The sequence below is a fragment of the Rhizobium phaseoli genome, assembly GCF_003985125.1.
In the GTDB taxonomy this organism is placed as follows: Bacteria; Pseudomonadota; Alphaproteobacteria; order Rhizobiales; family Rhizobiaceae; genus Rhizobium; species Rhizobium phaseoli.
In genome coordinates, this window is the sequence record NZ_ML133601.1 from 1 (window position 1) to 16,000 (window position 16,000).

14 protein-coding genes and 3 pseudogenes are annotated in these 16,000 nt (G+C 60.8%); 10 read left to right on the forward strand and 7 right to left on the reverse strand.

The genetic code is table 11. The features are described from left to right. Positions 1-290: pseudogene (locus tag EFD56_RS30365) on the forward strand (P-type DNA transfer ATPase VirB11); the annotation flags it as partial. Between the two features lie 43 nt (positions 291-333). On the opposite strand, the gene EFD56_RS30370 reads toward EFD56_RS30365, so the two are convergent. The 3 genes from EFD56_RS30370 to EFD56_RS30380 form a co-directional block, all read right to left on the reverse strand. Then, positions 334-912: a PIN domain-containing protein gene (locus EFD56_RS30370; RefSeq protein WP_008536010.1), complete on the reverse strand. Its 579-nt coding sequence runs from the start codon at positions 910-912 to the stop codon at positions 334-336. Beyond that, positions 902-1,423, reverse strand: coding sequence for a MerR family transcriptional regulator (locus EFD56_RS30375; RefSeq protein WP_008536011.1), 522 nt, complete (start codon positions 1,421-1,423; stop codon positions 902-904). The genes EFD56_RS30370 and EFD56_RS30375 overlap by 11 nt, the downstream gene beginning before the upstream one ends. Before the next feature lie 437 nt (positions 1,424-1,860). After that, the gene (locus EFD56_RS30380; RefSeq protein WP_037146978.1) at positions 1,861-3,051 is read right to left on the reverse strand and encodes a DUF1173 domain-containing protein; all 1,191 of its coding nucleotides are present in this window, start codon (positions 3,049-3,051) and stop codon (positions 1,861-1,863) included. 310 nt (positions 3,052-3,361) lie between these two features. On the opposite strand from EFD56_RS30380, the pseudogene EFD56_RS33355 reads away from it, so the two are divergent. The 6 genes and pseudogenes from EFD56_RS33355 to EFD56_RS32845 all read left to right on the forward strand — a co-directional run. Then, a pseudogene (locus EFD56_RS33355) lies at positions 3,362-3,619 on the forward strand (toprim domain-containing protein); the annotation flags it as partial. A gap of 237 nt (positions 3,620-3,856) precedes the next feature. Then, positions 3,857-4,719 (forward strand): annotated as a pseudogene (locus EFD56_RS30385) (DUF2493 domain-containing protein). Positions 4,720-4,803: 84 nt separating this feature from the next. After that, positions 4,804-5,070 carry a type II toxin-antitoxin system Phd/YefM family antitoxin gene (locus EFD56_RS30390; protein WP_004676093.1) on the forward strand — a complete coding sequence of 89 codons (267 nt, stop codon included), beginning with the start codon at positions 4,804-4,806 and terminating at the stop codon, positions 5,068-5,070. Further along, positions 5,067-5,465, forward strand: a complete 399-nt coding sequence (locus EFD56_RS30395; protein WP_008536014.1) for a type II toxin-antitoxin system VapC family toxin — start codon at positions 5,067-5,069, stop codon at positions 5,463-5,465. Before EFD56_RS30390 ends, EFD56_RS30395 begins: the two co-directional genes overlap by 4 nt. Before the next feature lie 601 nt (positions 5,466-6,066). Then, complete coding sequence (locus EFD56_RS30405) at positions 6,067-6,390, forward strand: DUF736 domain-containing protein (RefSeq protein WP_004676095.1); 324 nt, start codon at positions 6,067-6,069, stop codon at positions 6,388-6,390. Positions 6,391-6,735: 345 nt separating this feature from the next. Next, complete coding sequence (locus tag EFD56_RS32845; RefSeq protein ID WP_004676096.1) at positions 6,736-6,903, forward strand: hypothetical protein; 168 nt, start codon at positions 6,736-6,738, stop codon at positions 6,901-6,903. 80 nt (positions 6,904-6,983) lie between these two features. Here EFD56_RS32845 and EFD56_RS30410 read toward each other — a convergent pair whose 3' ends face one another. Continuing rightward, complete coding sequence (locus tag EFD56_RS30410; protein WP_037147023.1) at positions 6,984-7,289, reverse strand: WGR domain-containing protein; 306 nt, start codon at positions 7,287-7,289, stop codon at positions 6,984-6,986. Between the two features lie 502 nt (positions 7,290-7,791). Between EFD56_RS30410 and EFD56_RS30420 the strand changes: the two genes are divergently transcribed. Further along, complete coding sequence (locus tag EFD56_RS30420) at positions 7,792-8,274, forward strand: hypothetical protein (protein WP_004676098.1); 483 nt, start codon at positions 7,792-7,794, stop codon at positions 8,272-8,274. A 154-nt stretch (positions 8,275-8,428) separates the two neighbouring features. Further along, positions 8,429-8,698 (forward strand): type II toxin-antitoxin system prevent-host-death family antitoxin, encoded by a 270-nt coding sequence (locus EFD56_RS30425; RefSeq protein ID WP_008536018.1) that lies wholly within the window; start codon positions 8,429-8,431, stop codon positions 8,696-8,698. Between the two features lie 8 nt (positions 8,699-8,706). Here the strand turns inward: EFD56_RS30425 and traG are convergent, their stop codons facing one another. Genes traG through EFD56_RS30440 form a run of 3 tightly spaced genes read right to left on the reverse strand, consistent with a single transcriptional unit; the run spans position 8,707 to position 11,133 of the window. Then, positions 8,707-10,626: a Ti-type conjugative transfer system protein TraG gene (gene traG, locus EFD56_RS30430; protein WP_008536019.1), complete on the reverse strand. Its 1,920-nt coding sequence runs from the start codon at positions 10,624-10,626 to the stop codon at positions 8,707-8,709. Beyond that, positions 10,617-10,856 (reverse strand): conjugal transfer protein TraD, encoded by a 240-nt coding sequence (locus EFD56_RS30435; RefSeq protein WP_009983795.1) that lies wholly within the window; start codon positions 10,854-10,856, stop codon positions 10,617-10,619. The genes traG and EFD56_RS30435 overlap by 10 nt, the downstream gene beginning before the upstream one ends. After that, entirely contained in the window at positions 10,846-11,133 is a 288-nt protein-coding gene (locus tag EFD56_RS30440; protein ID WP_080712064.1) for a TraC family protein, read from the reverse strand. Before EFD56_RS30440 ends, EFD56_RS30435 begins: the two co-directional genes overlap by 11 nt. Before the next feature lie 173 nt (positions 11,134-11,306). On the opposite strand from EFD56_RS30440, the gene traA reads away from it, so the two are divergent. Further along, a complete protein-coding gene (traA, locus tag EFD56_RS30445) occupies positions 11,307-15,995 on the forward strand; it encodes a Ti-type conjugative transfer relaxase TraA (protein ID WP_037146984.1) in 4,689 nt (1,562 codons plus the stop codon). Positions 15,996-16,000 lie beyond the last annotated feature (5 nt).

Here is a 16,000-nt window from a genome sequence, read left to right on the forward strand (position 1 = left end):
GAGACGGCACGGCTTTCTACTACATTCGCAACATCAACTCCGGCCATCCGGGCTCGATCACGACGGTTCACGCCGATTCCACCCGGCTTGCCTTCGAGCAACTGACATTGCTGGTCAAGGAGTCGGAGGGTGGTGGGGACCTCGAACGGCACGACATCCGCGAGATGTTGACGATCGCGGTCGACATCATCATCCAATGCAAGCGTATCGACGGCCGGTTTCGGGTGAGCGAGATCTACTATCGAGACGCCACGACTGACCTCGGCCGCTCTTCGTCGGATCGAGCTTAACGGGTTGCTTCCGGGCCTCTAACAATTCTGTCGGTCTCGACCGTCAGTCCAATTGTGCTGCCTTCTCACGCAGGACCACTGAAAACGCGCGGAGCCCCTGATGGTCCAGTGCATCAATGAATTCGTGAACCGCCGGCACCGTCTTGCGTAAATTCAACCGGGCGTGCCTGATGCTGTCGATCAATGCGCTCGAAAAGGTGGAATGGAGGCCCACGAGGAAATTGTCTGGCGATACGCAGGTCACCCCATGAGGCCGAAGGTCCGCGGCTGGGAAATCCTTGAGATTCCACGTGACAATCACAGAAGCCTTTCCGGCGATGGCTGCAGCTAAAACATGACGATCATCCGGATCCGGTAGCGAGAGGTCGGGGATGAGAATTCGGCGGTTGCCGACATCGGCATCGGGCAAGACTTTTTTGATCCGATCACGGGTCGCTTCCAGACGGGGGAAGGGTATCTCGGGTGAGCCGATGGCCAGATTGCGAATCCACTCGGCGTGGATGTCGTCGGTCCAGCGTGCGTCGACGAGACCGTCGAAAGCACACTGGACCAAGACATTACGCAAATGGAAAGGGTAGAGGACGCAGGCATCATAGACCGCGACAGGCGGCTTAGAGGCCATGATTGACGATCAGATCCTCTGTGTCCTCGGCCAGCGCGTCGAGGCTTTTCTGGCGAGCATCGAGCTTGGCCTTGAGCGAGAGAACATCCTTCAACTTGGCTCGGCGGTGCTTGCCGACATAGCGGAAGGGCAGATCGCCGCGATCCATGCGCAGCACCACGAGAGGACGTGAGATGCCGAGGATGGTGGAGGCGTCGGTCGGGCTCAATTCCTGATCTTCCGTGAGCACGGCAACACGCTTGCCGCGCAACAGATGATCGAGGAGTGCTTCGACAGGCGCGAGAGCCGAGGCTGGGAGAGAAAGGGTTTGAAGTTGTCCACTTTCACGGCGAATCCGTAGTTCCAGTTGGTCGCCCTCCGCCAGATTTGGCATAGGCGCGACGGCCTTGCGGTCGCGATCCGACAATTTGGTAAATTGAAGAACATGGCTGGTCATGGCGAACACCTCTGACCATGTATATAGGGCAAGTCGCTCATAACTGCAATAACTGAAATATCCTCCGCTTTCCATCTCCGATTTCCGGGTGCCATAGGAGCGCGCGGCGAACGAGCTCGACCCGCCAACTTGAAGCGTGGGTTACCGCCAACGGCAAGCGCTCCGCTTCCGATGTGATCGTGCAATGCAAAGGGGCCGCCTCACCAACTATGCAGAAAAATAGGGCCGCTGGAAAACCAGGGCCCTTTAAGGTGTGAAGGTCAATAACCTCCAGAGGGGAACAGCTGATACGATGGCACTGGGAGGAAAACCATCGACTGCATCAACTGGAGGCAATATGCTCATATTTTGACCGCTTGGTAAAACATTTTTTGTGCAGTGCAGCTATGCAGAAATGGCAGAGAGTTCTCTGGGCCGATTTGACCGGGATATAGCTTCACGCATTCGAGATCGCCCGGGCGATGGCTTCCTTTTAGGGCGCCTACGTCGCTGACCAAGGAGGCTGGTGTGGATCATGGCAGCCGCGGCATTTCGCCGTCGGCCACACGCCAGATCCACGGCGTCATCTCGGCTCTCGCGGCGATCATCTCATTCAGTGCAACGTCATAGTCTTCGTCGGCCTTCGTCGGAACGATGAACATGGCGATCGGCGCTGGCTTTGCCTCCGGTAAGGTCACGGAGGCAATCGGCTGGTCGCGCGAAAGATCGAACCGGAGTCCTTTCACGCTTCTTCGCTTCAGGCTTGAGAGCCGCTCCAGGAGACGCTGTTCATGGATGGTTTCGAACGGGATCCAGTTCTCGTTGACCACCATCAGCGCCACTTCCTCGACCGAAGCTATCCCCGCTCCCGAAATGCCGAACGTGGCGATGACGATGAGATGAAACCCCTCGTTGGATCGCCACAGTTCCAGTTCGGTTTCATATCGGGCATTCAACCGTTTCCACGCACCCTCATCGAGCATGAAGGGGAAAGGCAGGTGGCGCACCAGCATCTTCTGGCCATCGCGCGCTGAGGAAAATTCCTTTACCTCTCCGACGGTCATCATCAGTTTCCGCGGACCGGGACCGGTTAACTGGGCTCCGGCCAACATCGCTGCGCGCCTGGCGGAGATCCCTTCCTTGTCCTCCTGATGAAACACTTCCGGCACGAACAGGATGTCGCTAAGCGGACCGCCGCGGACAATCATCTGTCGCGCTGCGTTCAGCAGGCTGCTGCGGACGCGACCCCAGCCGCGTCTCCCAGCCCACAGCGCCGTCCATTCAGTCAGTTCCCCTGTCTCCCAGAGATAATGGAGCATGGCCTTGAGCGACAGCTTTTTCGGATCGTTTCGCACCGTTTCCGACGGCTCCGAAGATGAGGCCGAAGCCGATCGGTTCCCTCGTTTCGACAGCGAGAAATCGAGTTTCAGCACAGCCGCGCCCGTCGCTGCGTCGATCTGGATGGCATTGCCGATCAATGGACCAAGACCCGACAGCTCATATGGCGGTTCATAGGATGGGCAGCCGGGATCGTGATCTCGTCCTGAAAGCGGCATCCGTTTGATCAGGAATTGGCCATCCATCCGGGCGATATACATCGGCACCGGCGGTTGCCGACACGGGCAAAGTGGCCTGAGCTTCTGTTCGTAAGCGCGTTCGAGCTGCGGCAGAAACTCTGGAGAACTGTCGTCGAACGCCTGGTTGCCGATCAAAAACTGTCGCACGTCGTTCCTCCCTTGCCTGGCCAAAGGCTGATCGAGCCGTAAAAGGAAGGCGTAGCATGAGCTTCGCGGACTTTACTAGCGCAAAATAGTTAGTATGTAAATGTTACGGCCGCTGGGGCCGGATTTCAACGCCAAGGCAGGAAAGAAGATACGTGCATTCCAGCCTCCAAAAATTAAAATTAACGATCATGATAATTAGAAGTCAACGGTGCGTTGATTAGAAGTCAGCCGGTCAAAATGTAGAGGCTGCGCCAGCATGAAGTGAGTTCTAATCGCGTGCTACCCAGCCCTTCGAGCCGGCCGGCACTGAACCGCCGATCACCTTGCCGCCTTCCGACTGCCCGATGGCTGCCGGCGTCTCTACATCGCAGCTGACGCCGATGCGGCCGGCCGGCACGTATCGAGGGATTGAGCTACCGCGCCCAGGCGCTGGGGATCCTGCCGCTAGTGCTTGCCCCGGAGTTCGGCGACTTCAACGAGGATCTGCGCCGGCTCAGTCCGGAACGGCTCATCGCTAATCTCAGGGCGCAGCTCGTTCTGAAACGCTCTGGCCTTTCTGCCCGCATGATCGAGCCGGACGGGGAAGGTGAGGGCGTGAGGGCCTACAGGATGGCAGGTCTCTGCCGGTCGCCGCACGGGTAGGCGCCCGCCCGCGGGCCTGCCGAGAGGCGACCCTTACCATGCGGCGGGCGGGCCTTCAGCGGGTCGCTCAGGTTTCTTCCCCTAGCTTGGGCCGCGTGCGGCCCGCCATTCCTGGCACAAGCCCCGCCCCGCCTCGTCCCCAACCGACCGTTTCATCTACGAGATGCAGATCTACGGCCATCGCCCCTTCCAGGATGAACCGGACCCGCGTCCGCTGCCGGAGGAGCCGGTCGTCCAGTCGGCGCTGACCGCCATGTTCGATGCTCTATTCGAAATGCTCGGCGATACCCGCCTGGAGCCCGATCTCGAAGACCTCCTGTGGTCGACGGTCAATCTCTTCCACCGCGCCGGCGAGCGCATCCAGCGGGAGCTTCAGCGTAATGAGGATAGCCAACGCAACGGTCAGCGCGAGCAGGACGGCTCGGAGGTCAAGAGTGTCGAGTTGGAGCGCCTCGTTGCCGAAGGCATCACGCTGCTTGAGCGCCGCAATGCCTTCGAGTTCATGCGCGCCTATGCGGGCGACCACTTCGAAGCCAATGCGGCTCGGCATGGCGGCCGCGGACGGGCTCCAAGGTCAGCCACGCCAACATGACCGCGGCGATGATCGACTCCAGAGACTTTCCATCCGCCCGCCGGCGCGCCGAGACCGAAGTGCTGATCCCGGCAGGCACCAAGATCGCCTTCGGCGGCGGCATCGACTACAATGATCACGAACGAATCTGGGCGAAACTCGATCAAGCCCTCGCCAAATATCCCGACATGGTGCTGCTGCACGGCGGCTCGCCGAAGGGCGCCGAACGTATCGCTGCCTGCTGGGCAGAAGCGCGCAAGGTGATACAGATCGCCTTCAAGCCGAATGGACGAAGCACGCCAAGGCCGCACCGTTCCGCCGCAATGACGACATGCTCTCGGTCATGCCGGCTGGCGTCGTCATCTTCCCCGGCTCCGGCATTACCGGAAATCTTGCCGACAAGGCCCGCCGACTTGGCATCTCCGTTTTGGCAAGCGGCGGGAGATGGCGCGTAAGCGCCATCTGTCCATACGGCTGAAGGAGATGCTTGCATTTCGCAAAAATTGTGTACACATTTGCCGCTGAAACGGAGCTTCGCCATGACCCAATCTCGGCAGCAGATACCATCTCCCCGCCGTGTCGGCGTGCGGGAATTTCGCGGCAACCTGACGTCTTTCCTCAAGCAGGTCGAAGACGGCCAGCGGTTCGTCCTGACGTCGCATCACAAGGTTGTCGCCGAAATCGGCCCGCCGTCAGCCGGCGTCGTCATGCGGAAACCAGGCGCGTTGCGCGGAAAGATCAAAGTTGCCGATGACTTCGATGGTCTGCCGGCGGATGTTCTGAAGTCCATGGAAGACGGGACGTGAGGCTGCTGCTCGATACACATGCCTTGCTGTGGTGGCTGAACGACGACGAGAAGCTAGGGAACCATGCGCGTCGCCTTATTGGCGATCCCGAGAATGATGTCCTCGTCAGTGCTGTCTCCCTTTGGGAAATCACTGTGAAGCTGCGCATCGGCAAACTTGATGCCGATATCGAAGAGATTGTTGCGATTTTGCCGGATCAAGGTTTCGACCGGCTGGATATCTCGGACGCGCATCTTATCGCTCTCGCTGCTCTTCCACTTCATCACCGCGATCCTTTCGATCATCTGCTCATGGCGCAAGCCGTGGCGGAGGGAGCGTATTTGGTTTCGGACGATCAAAATGTCGCGCTTTATGGCATTCCGTTTGTGACTTGCTCCGATCCTGTTGCCTTGTGATCTCACCGAGCTTGGCTCCGCGGATGAAGCCGGCTCAGATCGTTCCGGTTGCGTGTTTGCCAATGGCGATGTACCTGGCGACCCATCGGCGGCTCAGGTGCTTGGGAGCGGGCACGTTTGGGGAAGATCACTCATTCGACGCCCGCGTGAACAGCTTCACCCGGGATTGGAGCATGGTCTGCAGACGGCAATGCGGTGCCGCGGCGACCTCGCCGATCAGCAGAAATGTTATCGAGGTGCTCACAGCCTGCCGCAGCCGGGAGCGGGCGAGGGTATTATGTTGATCGACATGCGGGCGAAGCGTCCGTGGAGTGTGCGGCCAATATCCCCAGTGCTTGGACCGGGGGGCCATGGTTGTTGTCTCCTTCGATTGCCCCGAACCATTCCCGTTTTATATCGCTCGTATAGACGACCGCCTGCTTTGGCGGCCAACCCCTGAAGGGGTAAGACTCGCCCGAAATTTTTGCAAAATTCGATTTCGGTTCGTTTATCCTGGTGGAAAATAGAATTTTGCAAAATTTTCAGGCGAGCTGACCGCAGCAGGTCGGCCGTCTCTTCGTGCGCCATCGGGAATGGTCCCGAGCAACCGGAGACAACAACCATGGCCACCACGATCGCAACGCTCACGCAGAAGACCGACGGCATCCTCGAAGGCGTCTTCGCCACGATCCGGGTCAACGCCCCGATCGCCATCGTCCCAAATGCCAGCAAGGCAAGCGAAGAAGCGCCCGACTACCGCGTCATTCACCGCAAGACGGGCTTCGAGATCGGCGCCGCCTGGAACCGCATCGCGCGGCAGACCGGCGAGGAATACCTCTCAGTGAAGCTTGAGGCTCCCGAGATCGGTGTGATCTTCGGCAATCTCGCACCGGCACCCGGCGGCGATCCTAGCAAGAAGGTGATCCTCTGGAACAGCCCGAACTGAAGAACAAAGCGAGCGGCCCCGAGCAATCGGGGCCGGCTTCGCCGTATCTCAGGTTTTGCGCGCAATAGCGGGATTGAAAGCGGGCATCGAGCCCGCCTTCAATCCTCCTGTCGTGCCACACGAGACCAAGGACCCTGTCTGCTCAGATACTTGAAGTCTGCCGTGAGGCTCGTGCCGCCTCAAGGACTTCGCGGCCCCTCCAATTTTCAGCCGGCGCCCTGAAGGGCACCGTCAGAAAATCGGTTCCTCCGCTCGCCGGCTCCGCCGGTCGCTGACGCGATCCTTGACCCGGCCCGATCCTCACGACCCCGGGCGTCATCTTTCACATTTCAGGAGACGACGACGATGACGATTGCACTCGAAATTCAGGTTGAGGAACTGCGGGCCGAGCTCAGGAACGCCGATCCGGCTGAGCGCCGCCAGATCGAAGCGGAGCTGGAGATCGCTCGGGCCGAACTGAGGGTAGCGATCGCCGAGCAGGAGGGCGCCATCGACGCCGCGCCACCCTTCTGAGGCGGCGTTTGCCTCCTCGCCTGGGCCGGCACGCCGGATCGACCGGCGCGTCGACCCGAAGCTGCGCTTCACGCCGATAATTACCGGCAAGGACCAGGAAGACTTCCGCGGACAGCCCGGACCGTGGGTTCCCGTCCGACATTTGTGTTCGGCCTATAGCCGCGCGCCCGTTTTGATCGGAGAAGTTCGAGGAACATACGGACTGCATCCTCCTCTCTGTCGAAGTGATGCACCATGGCTTGTCCGATCGTTCCGATGCGTCCCCATCGCCGCGTCAGGCATGGTGTGCCGAACAACGTCGGTTCGATTGCGAGCGCGTAGAAGCGCGCCATGTTTTTCGTCGCGTCCCTGCGTTCGATGTAGAGCTGATAGGGTTGAGTGAGCATGACGGAGAGTCGCCTCTTCCAGCTTTTGCGTCTAACGACACTTATGAATCGGTCGGCCCACACCGATTCATTTTTGTGATGATCGTTGAAGCCGAAGATCATGGATTTGGGCGAGCCGGCCAATCGGCGGCCGGGTGCTATTCGCTCCGCTCACGGAGCCCGAACACCGTCTCCGCCTCCGGTCACGCCCCCTCTCGCGGAATGACGTGAGCGAATTGCCCAGCCGCAGGGCGGCGGTTCTATCCTCGACACCTCCTGCCGGCTCACGCCGGAAACGGTCGCGTCCCCTTCGGGTCCGCGGGTCTCTTCTCTCTCTGACGTCCAATTTTACTCCAGCAAATCCGGCGTCAAGGACGGCGCGTCTCCCCCAATTTTTCCGCTGCTGCGTTTCACTGCGCTCTGGAAAAATCGGTTCCCCCGCTTGCGAGCCGCGTTCCGCGGTCCTTGACCCCTCTTTGCAAGAGAGTGGCCGATCTCCGTCATCAACGAAGGAGATCACATTATGACAACCGATCAGAACCTCATACTCTACACCAAGTTTGCCGGCTTCCGGCTCGTCGTCCTGGCAAACCGCTTCGGCTGCGACAGCGATTTTTCGCGAGAGCTTCACGATCGCCTGGTTGAGGGGCTCGACGCGGCAATCGATCGGATCAGCGTCATCATGGAATTGGAACGAAGTGTTCTCATCGGGGAGGATGAATTCGCCGAATATCAGCTGGAGGGCGAGATCGAGATTTTCGGGCGCTTCACTATCAATCTGCTGGACGAACTCGAAATTGATTACGACACGCATGAATTCCGCGTCAACGGCGGCGATTGGATGAGCGCTTGGGCTGCCGACGACACTGGCGTCGATATCAACTATCCTGAGCTCGTTGCGCTGATTGCGGACGAACTCGGCTCGCTGGCGCCGATCATCAAGGATATCACGTTGGCAACTCGCATCCCGGTCTATGCGGGGCGCGTCGTTTGGTCATGGTGGTAGCAGCACCATCTCACATACTGAGAGGCGACAGACGAGGTTGCCTCTCAGTTGCCGATGGCCCTCAAGTGAGCCGAGGAAGGACGGCTGCGAAGTTTCACAACAATCGCAGTAATGTTGTAAATGCTGTAAATTCCAGCGATAGCAAGGAAGCCCAATGCCGAAGCCAAGCGGGACGTATTCAACCAGTGACCTCTCACGTAAATCCGGCGACATCATCGCCGAGGCGCTGCGTCATCCGGTGACGATCACCCAGCGGAACAAACCCCGGCTGGTTCTCCTCAATATCGAAGATTATCAGCAACTGATCAGGCAGGCAGACCGACGCACCGTCGGCACTATCGAAACGATGCCCGATGAGCTTTTTGCCGAACTCGAAAACGCCGTCGACGCCTATGCCGGCGAGGACGAGGTGGGCCGCTCATAAAACCACGATCATAGCACCGGTTTGACGAAACGATTGACCTTCGCTGCCTGATCCATCTCCTTTCGCCGGAAGTAGATCGCCCGGCCGCAGCGGATCGGACTATGCCCCTGGACGATGATGATCTGCTCGTCCTTCCTCATCGACTGGGTGATCTCGTGCGGCATGATCAGCGGCCGGCGCTGGAAGTTGACGTTCTCGGATCTCCTGGATGCATTGTTCTTCGTGTCCCAGCCGATGTTGCGGGAACTGCCCTTCACCTCCACCGTCATCTCGCCACATTGCGCAGAGAGGTTGCGCGCCGTGTCGAGCGCCTTGATCGCTGCGTAAGAGGCGAAAGCGCAGCCATCGATCCATGACGTCGCGCCATCCTTCCCGAAATGCCGCTCCAACTGCCCGACCGACTGGTACATCAACATCATCGAGATGCCGTACTTGCGGCCGCGGTCGCGCGCCTCCTCGAGCACCCTCATGTAGCCGAGCAGATCGACCTCATCGAGCATGAACAGCGCCCGGCGCTGGAAGGCGCCGTCGGCCTGCACCATGGCGTTGATGAGCGAGCCGATGATCACACGAGCGATGCCCGGATAGGAGCGCAAGATCGATGCGGAGATGTTGAGGAAGACGTCCTTCTTGCCCGAAACGATATCACCCGACTTGAAGGCATTGCCGCAGACGAGCGCGGCATAGCTGTCGAGCGACAGCCACTGGGTATCCTTCGATGCTGTGGAATAGACGCCCGAAAACGTCTGCTCGGTCATGTTGGTGAAGACGCCGAGCGTTTCGCGGATGAAGGCCGAACCGGAATGCTCCTGAATGTCGCGCAGCATAGCGAGCACCGAGGGCTCCGGTTCGGAAACGATCTGGCGGAGACTGCGCAAGCTTCGCCGGCCCTCATATTCGGGCGAGAGCATCACATGGGCGAGCAGACCGGTCAGGAGGTTGTGCGCCTGGTTCTGGAAGTAGGATCCCGTCGAGCTTTCGAAGCGAAGGCTTTCCGACAGCAGCATATGGGCAATGCCGACGATGTCCTCTTCCTTTTGCTTGGATGCTTCGATCCCGTCGAGCACGTTGAAGCCCATGATCGGGTTCGTCGGATCGAGCACCATGACCTCGCGCCCGAGCGCATTGGTGCGGTGCTCGACGACCATGGGCGCGACCTCAGTGGAAGGATCGAGGCAGATCATGGGTCCGGTATATCTGAGCGCCGTCGGCACGACGTTGCTGGTCGTTTTGTATCCGCCCGATCCCGCGAAAAACAGCATATGGGTGGAATCGAAGTCCTGTCTGTAGGTGAGCAATGGCGCCTTCCCGCCCTGTCCCCATGTGCTGCGATCGTTTACATCGAAGGGAAGCGCATGGATGATTTCCTTGTCGACCCGATAACGCTCGCCGACCACGATTTCCCCATCCGGCGGGAACAGCTTTCCTGCTGCCGTCATGGGCAGCCAATCGGCATCTCCAAATATTCCACGCCGGGCACGTTTTATTTCATCTGGGACGACGACGGAGATGCGGGCCGACATCGCCACTGCCATGAAGCCGGCGACGGCGGCGATGACTGCGACCATATCAAGATAGGACAGCGCTCGATCCCATGTGATCACTTCGGCCTGCACAGCAGGTGCAAGCCGGCCGAATTCGCGCAGCGCATAGAACGCGGCAACACCGAGAAAATACAAAAGGCTTGCCATGGCGACCGGCCTTCGCCGATGCAGCGGCAAGGCCCAAACTGTCAGAAGTCCGGCAAGAGGTCCGAACAGTAGAGGCGGCACAGGTGCTGCGCGCAGGAACCAGTGTTCTATCTTCCCGGACATGCCGGCGGCGAGTCCCGGCCATCGCCAGCCAACAATGTAGATTGTGATCGTGGTGACGGCGATCGGTACCAAAACGAGTAACAGGCTCGGATGCGGTTTCCCTCTTAGGCCCATCTTACTTTCTCCTCGAGATGCGATGAACCGTTCCTCAGAGAGGAGACCTTGAAAGCCTCTTCGCCGATATCGCGCAGCCGCCGATGCTCGATGGAGCCTGGGACGAGCCTTGCCATTTCTATGAGGCCGCCGAGCAGGAACGCCCGATCCGCCTTCGATAGCCCGGCTTTGACGACGATCCCGCCGAGCAGGATCTTTTCGCGCGTGTCGCGCTTGCGGTCAGCCGTCATGTGGAACCTGCCCCTGCGCTCCAGCGCCGCTATCTGCTGGTCGACGCGTTTGAGGAGTGGGGCCAGCGGCGCCTTTCCTTTCCCCCTTCCGAAATCGCGCGGCGATTTCCTCGATGATCCGATCGACCTCCTCGTCGGCGATCTCCATCTCCGCCAGCCCGGTTCTGGTCGCGGCGCGGGCAAACCGCTCGGCCGATTTAACTATCAACAATCGTTTGCGTTCGCGCAGCTTTTCGATCTGGGCGTCGAGATCGGAAATCGATGATTTTGTCGCCATTCCTGGTTCCTTTTCTGCTTTGATGTCGAAGGTGCGATTATACTAACTAGAATAAAACAGTAAAATGCGCTACCGTGCAACCAGAAAAGCGGCATCGGCCCTTCGGTCCGATCTGTTTGAGGGCGCAATATACGTCGCTGTCGCGACGTGCTTGGGCCAGTCTGGAGACGCCAGTGGCGATCATGTTCGTCAGAGCGCAGGTGATCAGCAGGGGATCGGGACGCAGCATCGTCTCGGCTGCCGCCTATCGCCACCGCGCCCGGATGATGGACGAGCAGGCGGGAACGTCGTTCAGCTATCGCGGTGGGGCGGGCGAACTGATGTATGAGGAACTGGCGCTGCCGGATGAGATCCCGGATTGGCTGCGGTCGGCGATATCAGGTCAGTCCGTCAGCAAGGCCAGCGAAGTGTTTTGGAATGCCGTTGACGCCTTCGAGACGCGGGCAGATGCGCAGCTCGCCCGCGAACTGATCATCGCGCTGCCGGAGGAGCTGACGCGGGCCGAGAATATCACGCTGGTGCGCGAATTCGTCCGCGACAATCTCACCTCGAAAGGAATGATCGCCGACTGGGTCTATCACGACAAGGACGGCAACCCGCACATCCACCTGATGACGACGCTCCGGCCGCTGACGGAGGAGGGGTTCGGGGCAAAGAAGGTTCCAGTGCTTGGTGAGGGTGGCAAGCCGCTGCGTGTCGTCACGCCGGACCGCCCGAACGGCAAGATCGTCTACAAAGTCTGGGCGGGCGACAAGGAAACGATGAAGGCGTGGAAGATCGCCTGGGCGGAAACGGCCAACCGGCATCTGGCGCTGGCCGGACATGACATCCGCCTCGACGGTCGCTCCTATGCCGAACAGGGCCTCGACGGCATCGCGCAAAAACATCTCGGGCCGGAGAAGGCGGCGCTGGCGAGGAAGGGCAGGGAGCTCCACTTCGCGCCGGCCGATCTCGCCCGCCGCCAGGAGATGGCCGATCGGCTGCTTTCAGAGCCGGAGCTTTTGCTGAAGCAGCTCGGCAATGAACGCTCTACCTTCGACGAGAGGGATATCGCCAGGGCGCTGCACCGTTATGTCGACGATCCCACCGATTTTGCCAACATCCGCGCCAGGCTGATGGCGTCGGACCAATTGGTCATACTGAAGCCGCAGGAGATCGAGGCAGAGACAGGAAAGGTGTCGGAGCCCGCGGTGTTTACGACGCGGGAGATGCTGCGCATCGAATACGACATGGCGCAGTCGGCGCGGGTTTTGTCGGAGCGTCGCGGCTTCGGTGTTTCCGAGCGGAATGTGACGGTGGCGATCGAACGCGTGGAGAGCGGCGATCCAAAGAATCCGTTTCGGCTCGATGCAGAGCAGGTCGATGCTGTCCGTCATGTCACCGGTGATGGTGGCATTGCCGCTATTGTAGGCCTTGCCGGCGCCGGCAAATCGACGCTGCTTGCTGCCGCACGTCTTGCCTGGGAGAGCGAGGGACACCGGGTGATCGGTGCAGCCCTTGCCGGCAAGGCCGCGGAAGGGCTGCAAGACAGTTCCGGCATCAAGTCGCGGACGCTTGCCTCCTGGGAACTGGCCTGGGCCAATGGGCGCGATACGCTCCATCGCGGTGATGTGCTGGTGATCGACGAGGCCGGCATGGTGGCCTCGCAGCAGATGGCCCGTGTGCTGAAGATTGCCGAGGAGGCTGAGGTAAAGGTCGTGCTGGTCGGCGATGCGATGCAGCTGCAGCCGATCCAGGCCGGTGCTGCCTTCCGGGCAATTACCGAACGCATCGGCTTTGCAGAGCTTGCCGGCGTGCGCCGCCAGCGTGAGGCCTGGGCACGTAATGCCTCGCGGCTGTTTGCCCGCGGCGAGGTCGAGAAGGGCCTCGACGCCTATGCCCGGCATGGCCATCTGGTCGAGGCAGGGTCACGCGAGGAAACGATCGATCGGATCGTCTCCGACTGGGCTGCTGCGCGCAGAGAGGCAATAGAGCGATCAACGTCTGAGGGCGGGGATGGCCGCCTTCGCGGTGATGAACTGCTGGTGCTCGCCCACACCAACGACGATGTTCGCAAGTTGAACGAGGCGCTGCGATCGGTGATGACGCAGGAGGGAGCGCTTGGCGAAAGCCGCAGCTTCCGGAGCGAGCGGGGCGCACGGGAATTTGCCGCCGGCGATCGGATCATCTTCCTGGAGAACGCCCGCTTCCTTGAGCCGCGCGCCAAGCACTCCGGGCCACAGTATGTGAAGAACGGCATGCTCGGCACCGTCGTTTCCACCGGCGACAAGCGTGGAGATCCGCTGCTTTCGATTCTGCTCGACAACGGCCGCAAGCTCGTCTTCAGCGAAGACAGCTATCGCCATGTCGATCACGGCTATGCCGCAACGATCCACAAATCGCAGGGCGCCACCGTCGATCGCACCTTCGTGCTGGCAACCGGGATGATGGACCAGCATCTGACCTATGTGTCGATGACGAGGCATCGCGACCGCGTCGATCTTTATGCGGCCAAAGAAGATTTTGCGGCAAAACCTGAATGGGGACGCAAGCCGCGTGTCGATCATGCCGCGGGTGTGACCGGCGAGCTTGTCGAAACCGGCCAAGCCAAATTCCGGCCTGATGACGAGGATGCCGACGACAGCCCTTATGCCGACGTCAGGGCGGACGACGGAACCGTCCATCGGCTTTGGGGCGTGAGCCTGCCGAAGGCACTCGAGGAGGCCGGCATCCAGGAAGGCGACACCGTGACGCTCAGAAAGGATGGTGTCGAGCGGGTCAAGGTCCAGATTGCCGTAGTCGACGAGAAGACAGGTCACAAGCATTACGAGGAGAGGGAGGTCGATCGCAACGTCTGGACGGCCAGTCAGGTCGAGACCGCTAGCGCACGACAGGAGCGCATCGCGCGGGAAAGTCATCGGCCGGAACTCTTCAATCCGCTCGTCGAACGCTTGTCGCGCTCCGGTGCCAAGACGACGACGCTCGATTTTGAGAGCGAGGCCAGTTACCGCGCACACGCGAACGACTTCGCCCGGCGCCGCGGGCTCGATCATCTCTCGCTTGCCGCAGCCGAGATGGAGCAAAGCCTTACCCGGCGCTGGGCGTGGATTGCCGCAAAGCGGGAGCAGGTGGAAAAGCTCTGGGAGAGGGCAAGCGTGGCGCTCGGCTTTGCCATCGAGCGGGAACGGCGGGTCGCCTACAATGAAGAGCGGAGCCAGACGATGGTCGAAGCGACGTCCAGTGACGCGCGAACTGCATCCCACTCCGTCTCGGGCGCAAGTGCTGCTGAAACACGCTATCTGATCCCGCCGGCCACGTCCTTTGTCAGCAGCGTCGAGGAGGATGCGCGGTTGGCGCAGCTTGCGTCGCCGGCCTGGACGGAGCGGGAGGTGATCCTGCGGCCGCTGCTGCAGAAGATCTACCGGGATCCGGATGCAGCGCTCGTCTCCCTGAATGCACTGGCGTCGGATATCGGGGTCGCACCCCGCAGGCTCGCCGACGACCTTGCGGCAGCCCCTGGTCGGCTTGGCCGGCTGCGTGGCTCCGAGCTGATCGTCGACGGAGGCGCGGCGCGTGAAGAGCGCAATCTCGCTGTCGCGGCCGTGAAGGAACTGCTTCCGATGGCCCGTGCCCATGCGACCGAGTTCCGCAGGAACGCCGAACGGTTCGTACTGCGCGAGCAGACGCGCCGCGCGCATATGTCATTGTCGATCCCGGCGCTCTCCGAACGCGCCATGGCACGTCTGATGGAAATCGAGGCGGTGCGCCGCCAGGGCGGGGACGATGCCTACAAGACGGCCTTTGCGCTTACCGCCAAGGATCGATCGGTGGTGCAGGAGATCAAGGCGGTGAGCGAAGCTTTGACGGCCCGCTTTGGCTGGAGCGCATTTAGCGCGAAGGCGGATGCGATCGCTGAACGCAACATTGTCGAGCGCATGCCGGAGGACCTCACGGATGAACGGCGCGGAAAGCTGACCCGCTTGTTCGACGCCGTGCGACGCTTTGCCGACGAGCAGCACCTCGCCGAACGTCGGGATCGTTCGAAGGTCGTCGCCGGCGCCAGTGTTGTTCGGGGCCAAGAGACAGAGAACGGACCGGGGAAGGAGAATGTCGCCGTGCCGCCGATGCTTGCTGCCGTCATCGCGTTCAAGACGTCGGTCGACGATGAGGCTCGATTGCGGGCGCTCTCCAACCCTTTCTATCGCCAGCAGCGTGGCGCATTGGCCAACGCGGCAACGACAATCTGGCGCGATCCGGCTGAAGTCGTCGGCAAGATCGAAGAACTTCTCCAGAAAGGTTTTGCCGCCGAGCGCATTGGAGCCGCGGTGACCAACAATCCTGCCGCCTATGGTGCCTTGCGTGGTTCGGATCGCCTGATGGACCGGATGCTGACCTCTGGCCGAGAGCGGAAAGAGGCTGTGGCGGCCGTGCCGGAAGCTGCAGCGCGCCTGCGCGCGCTCGGTGCGGCCCACCTCAATGCCCTCGATGCCGAACGCCAGGCTATCACGGACGAACGGCGGCGCATGGCGGTTGCCATTCCAGCTCTTTCGAAAGCTGCGGAAGAGGCGTTGGCGCACCTGACGGTCGAGGTGAGCAAGGACAGCAGGAAGCTGAGTGTTTCCGCCGCTTCCCTCGATCCGGGCATTGGCCGGGAGTTTGCCGCTGTCAGCCGAGCGCTCGACGAGCGCTTTGGTCGCAATGCCCTCGTCCGGGGTGACAAGGATCTTGTCAACCGCGTGCCGCCGGCGCAGCGTCGAGCTTTCGAGGCGATGCAGGAGCGGCTGAAGGTCCTGCAGCAGACTGTCCGTCTGCAGAGCAGTGAGCAGATCATAGCGGAGCGGCGCCAAAGGGCTGCTAGCCGCGCTCGCGGCATCAACCTCTGAGACTC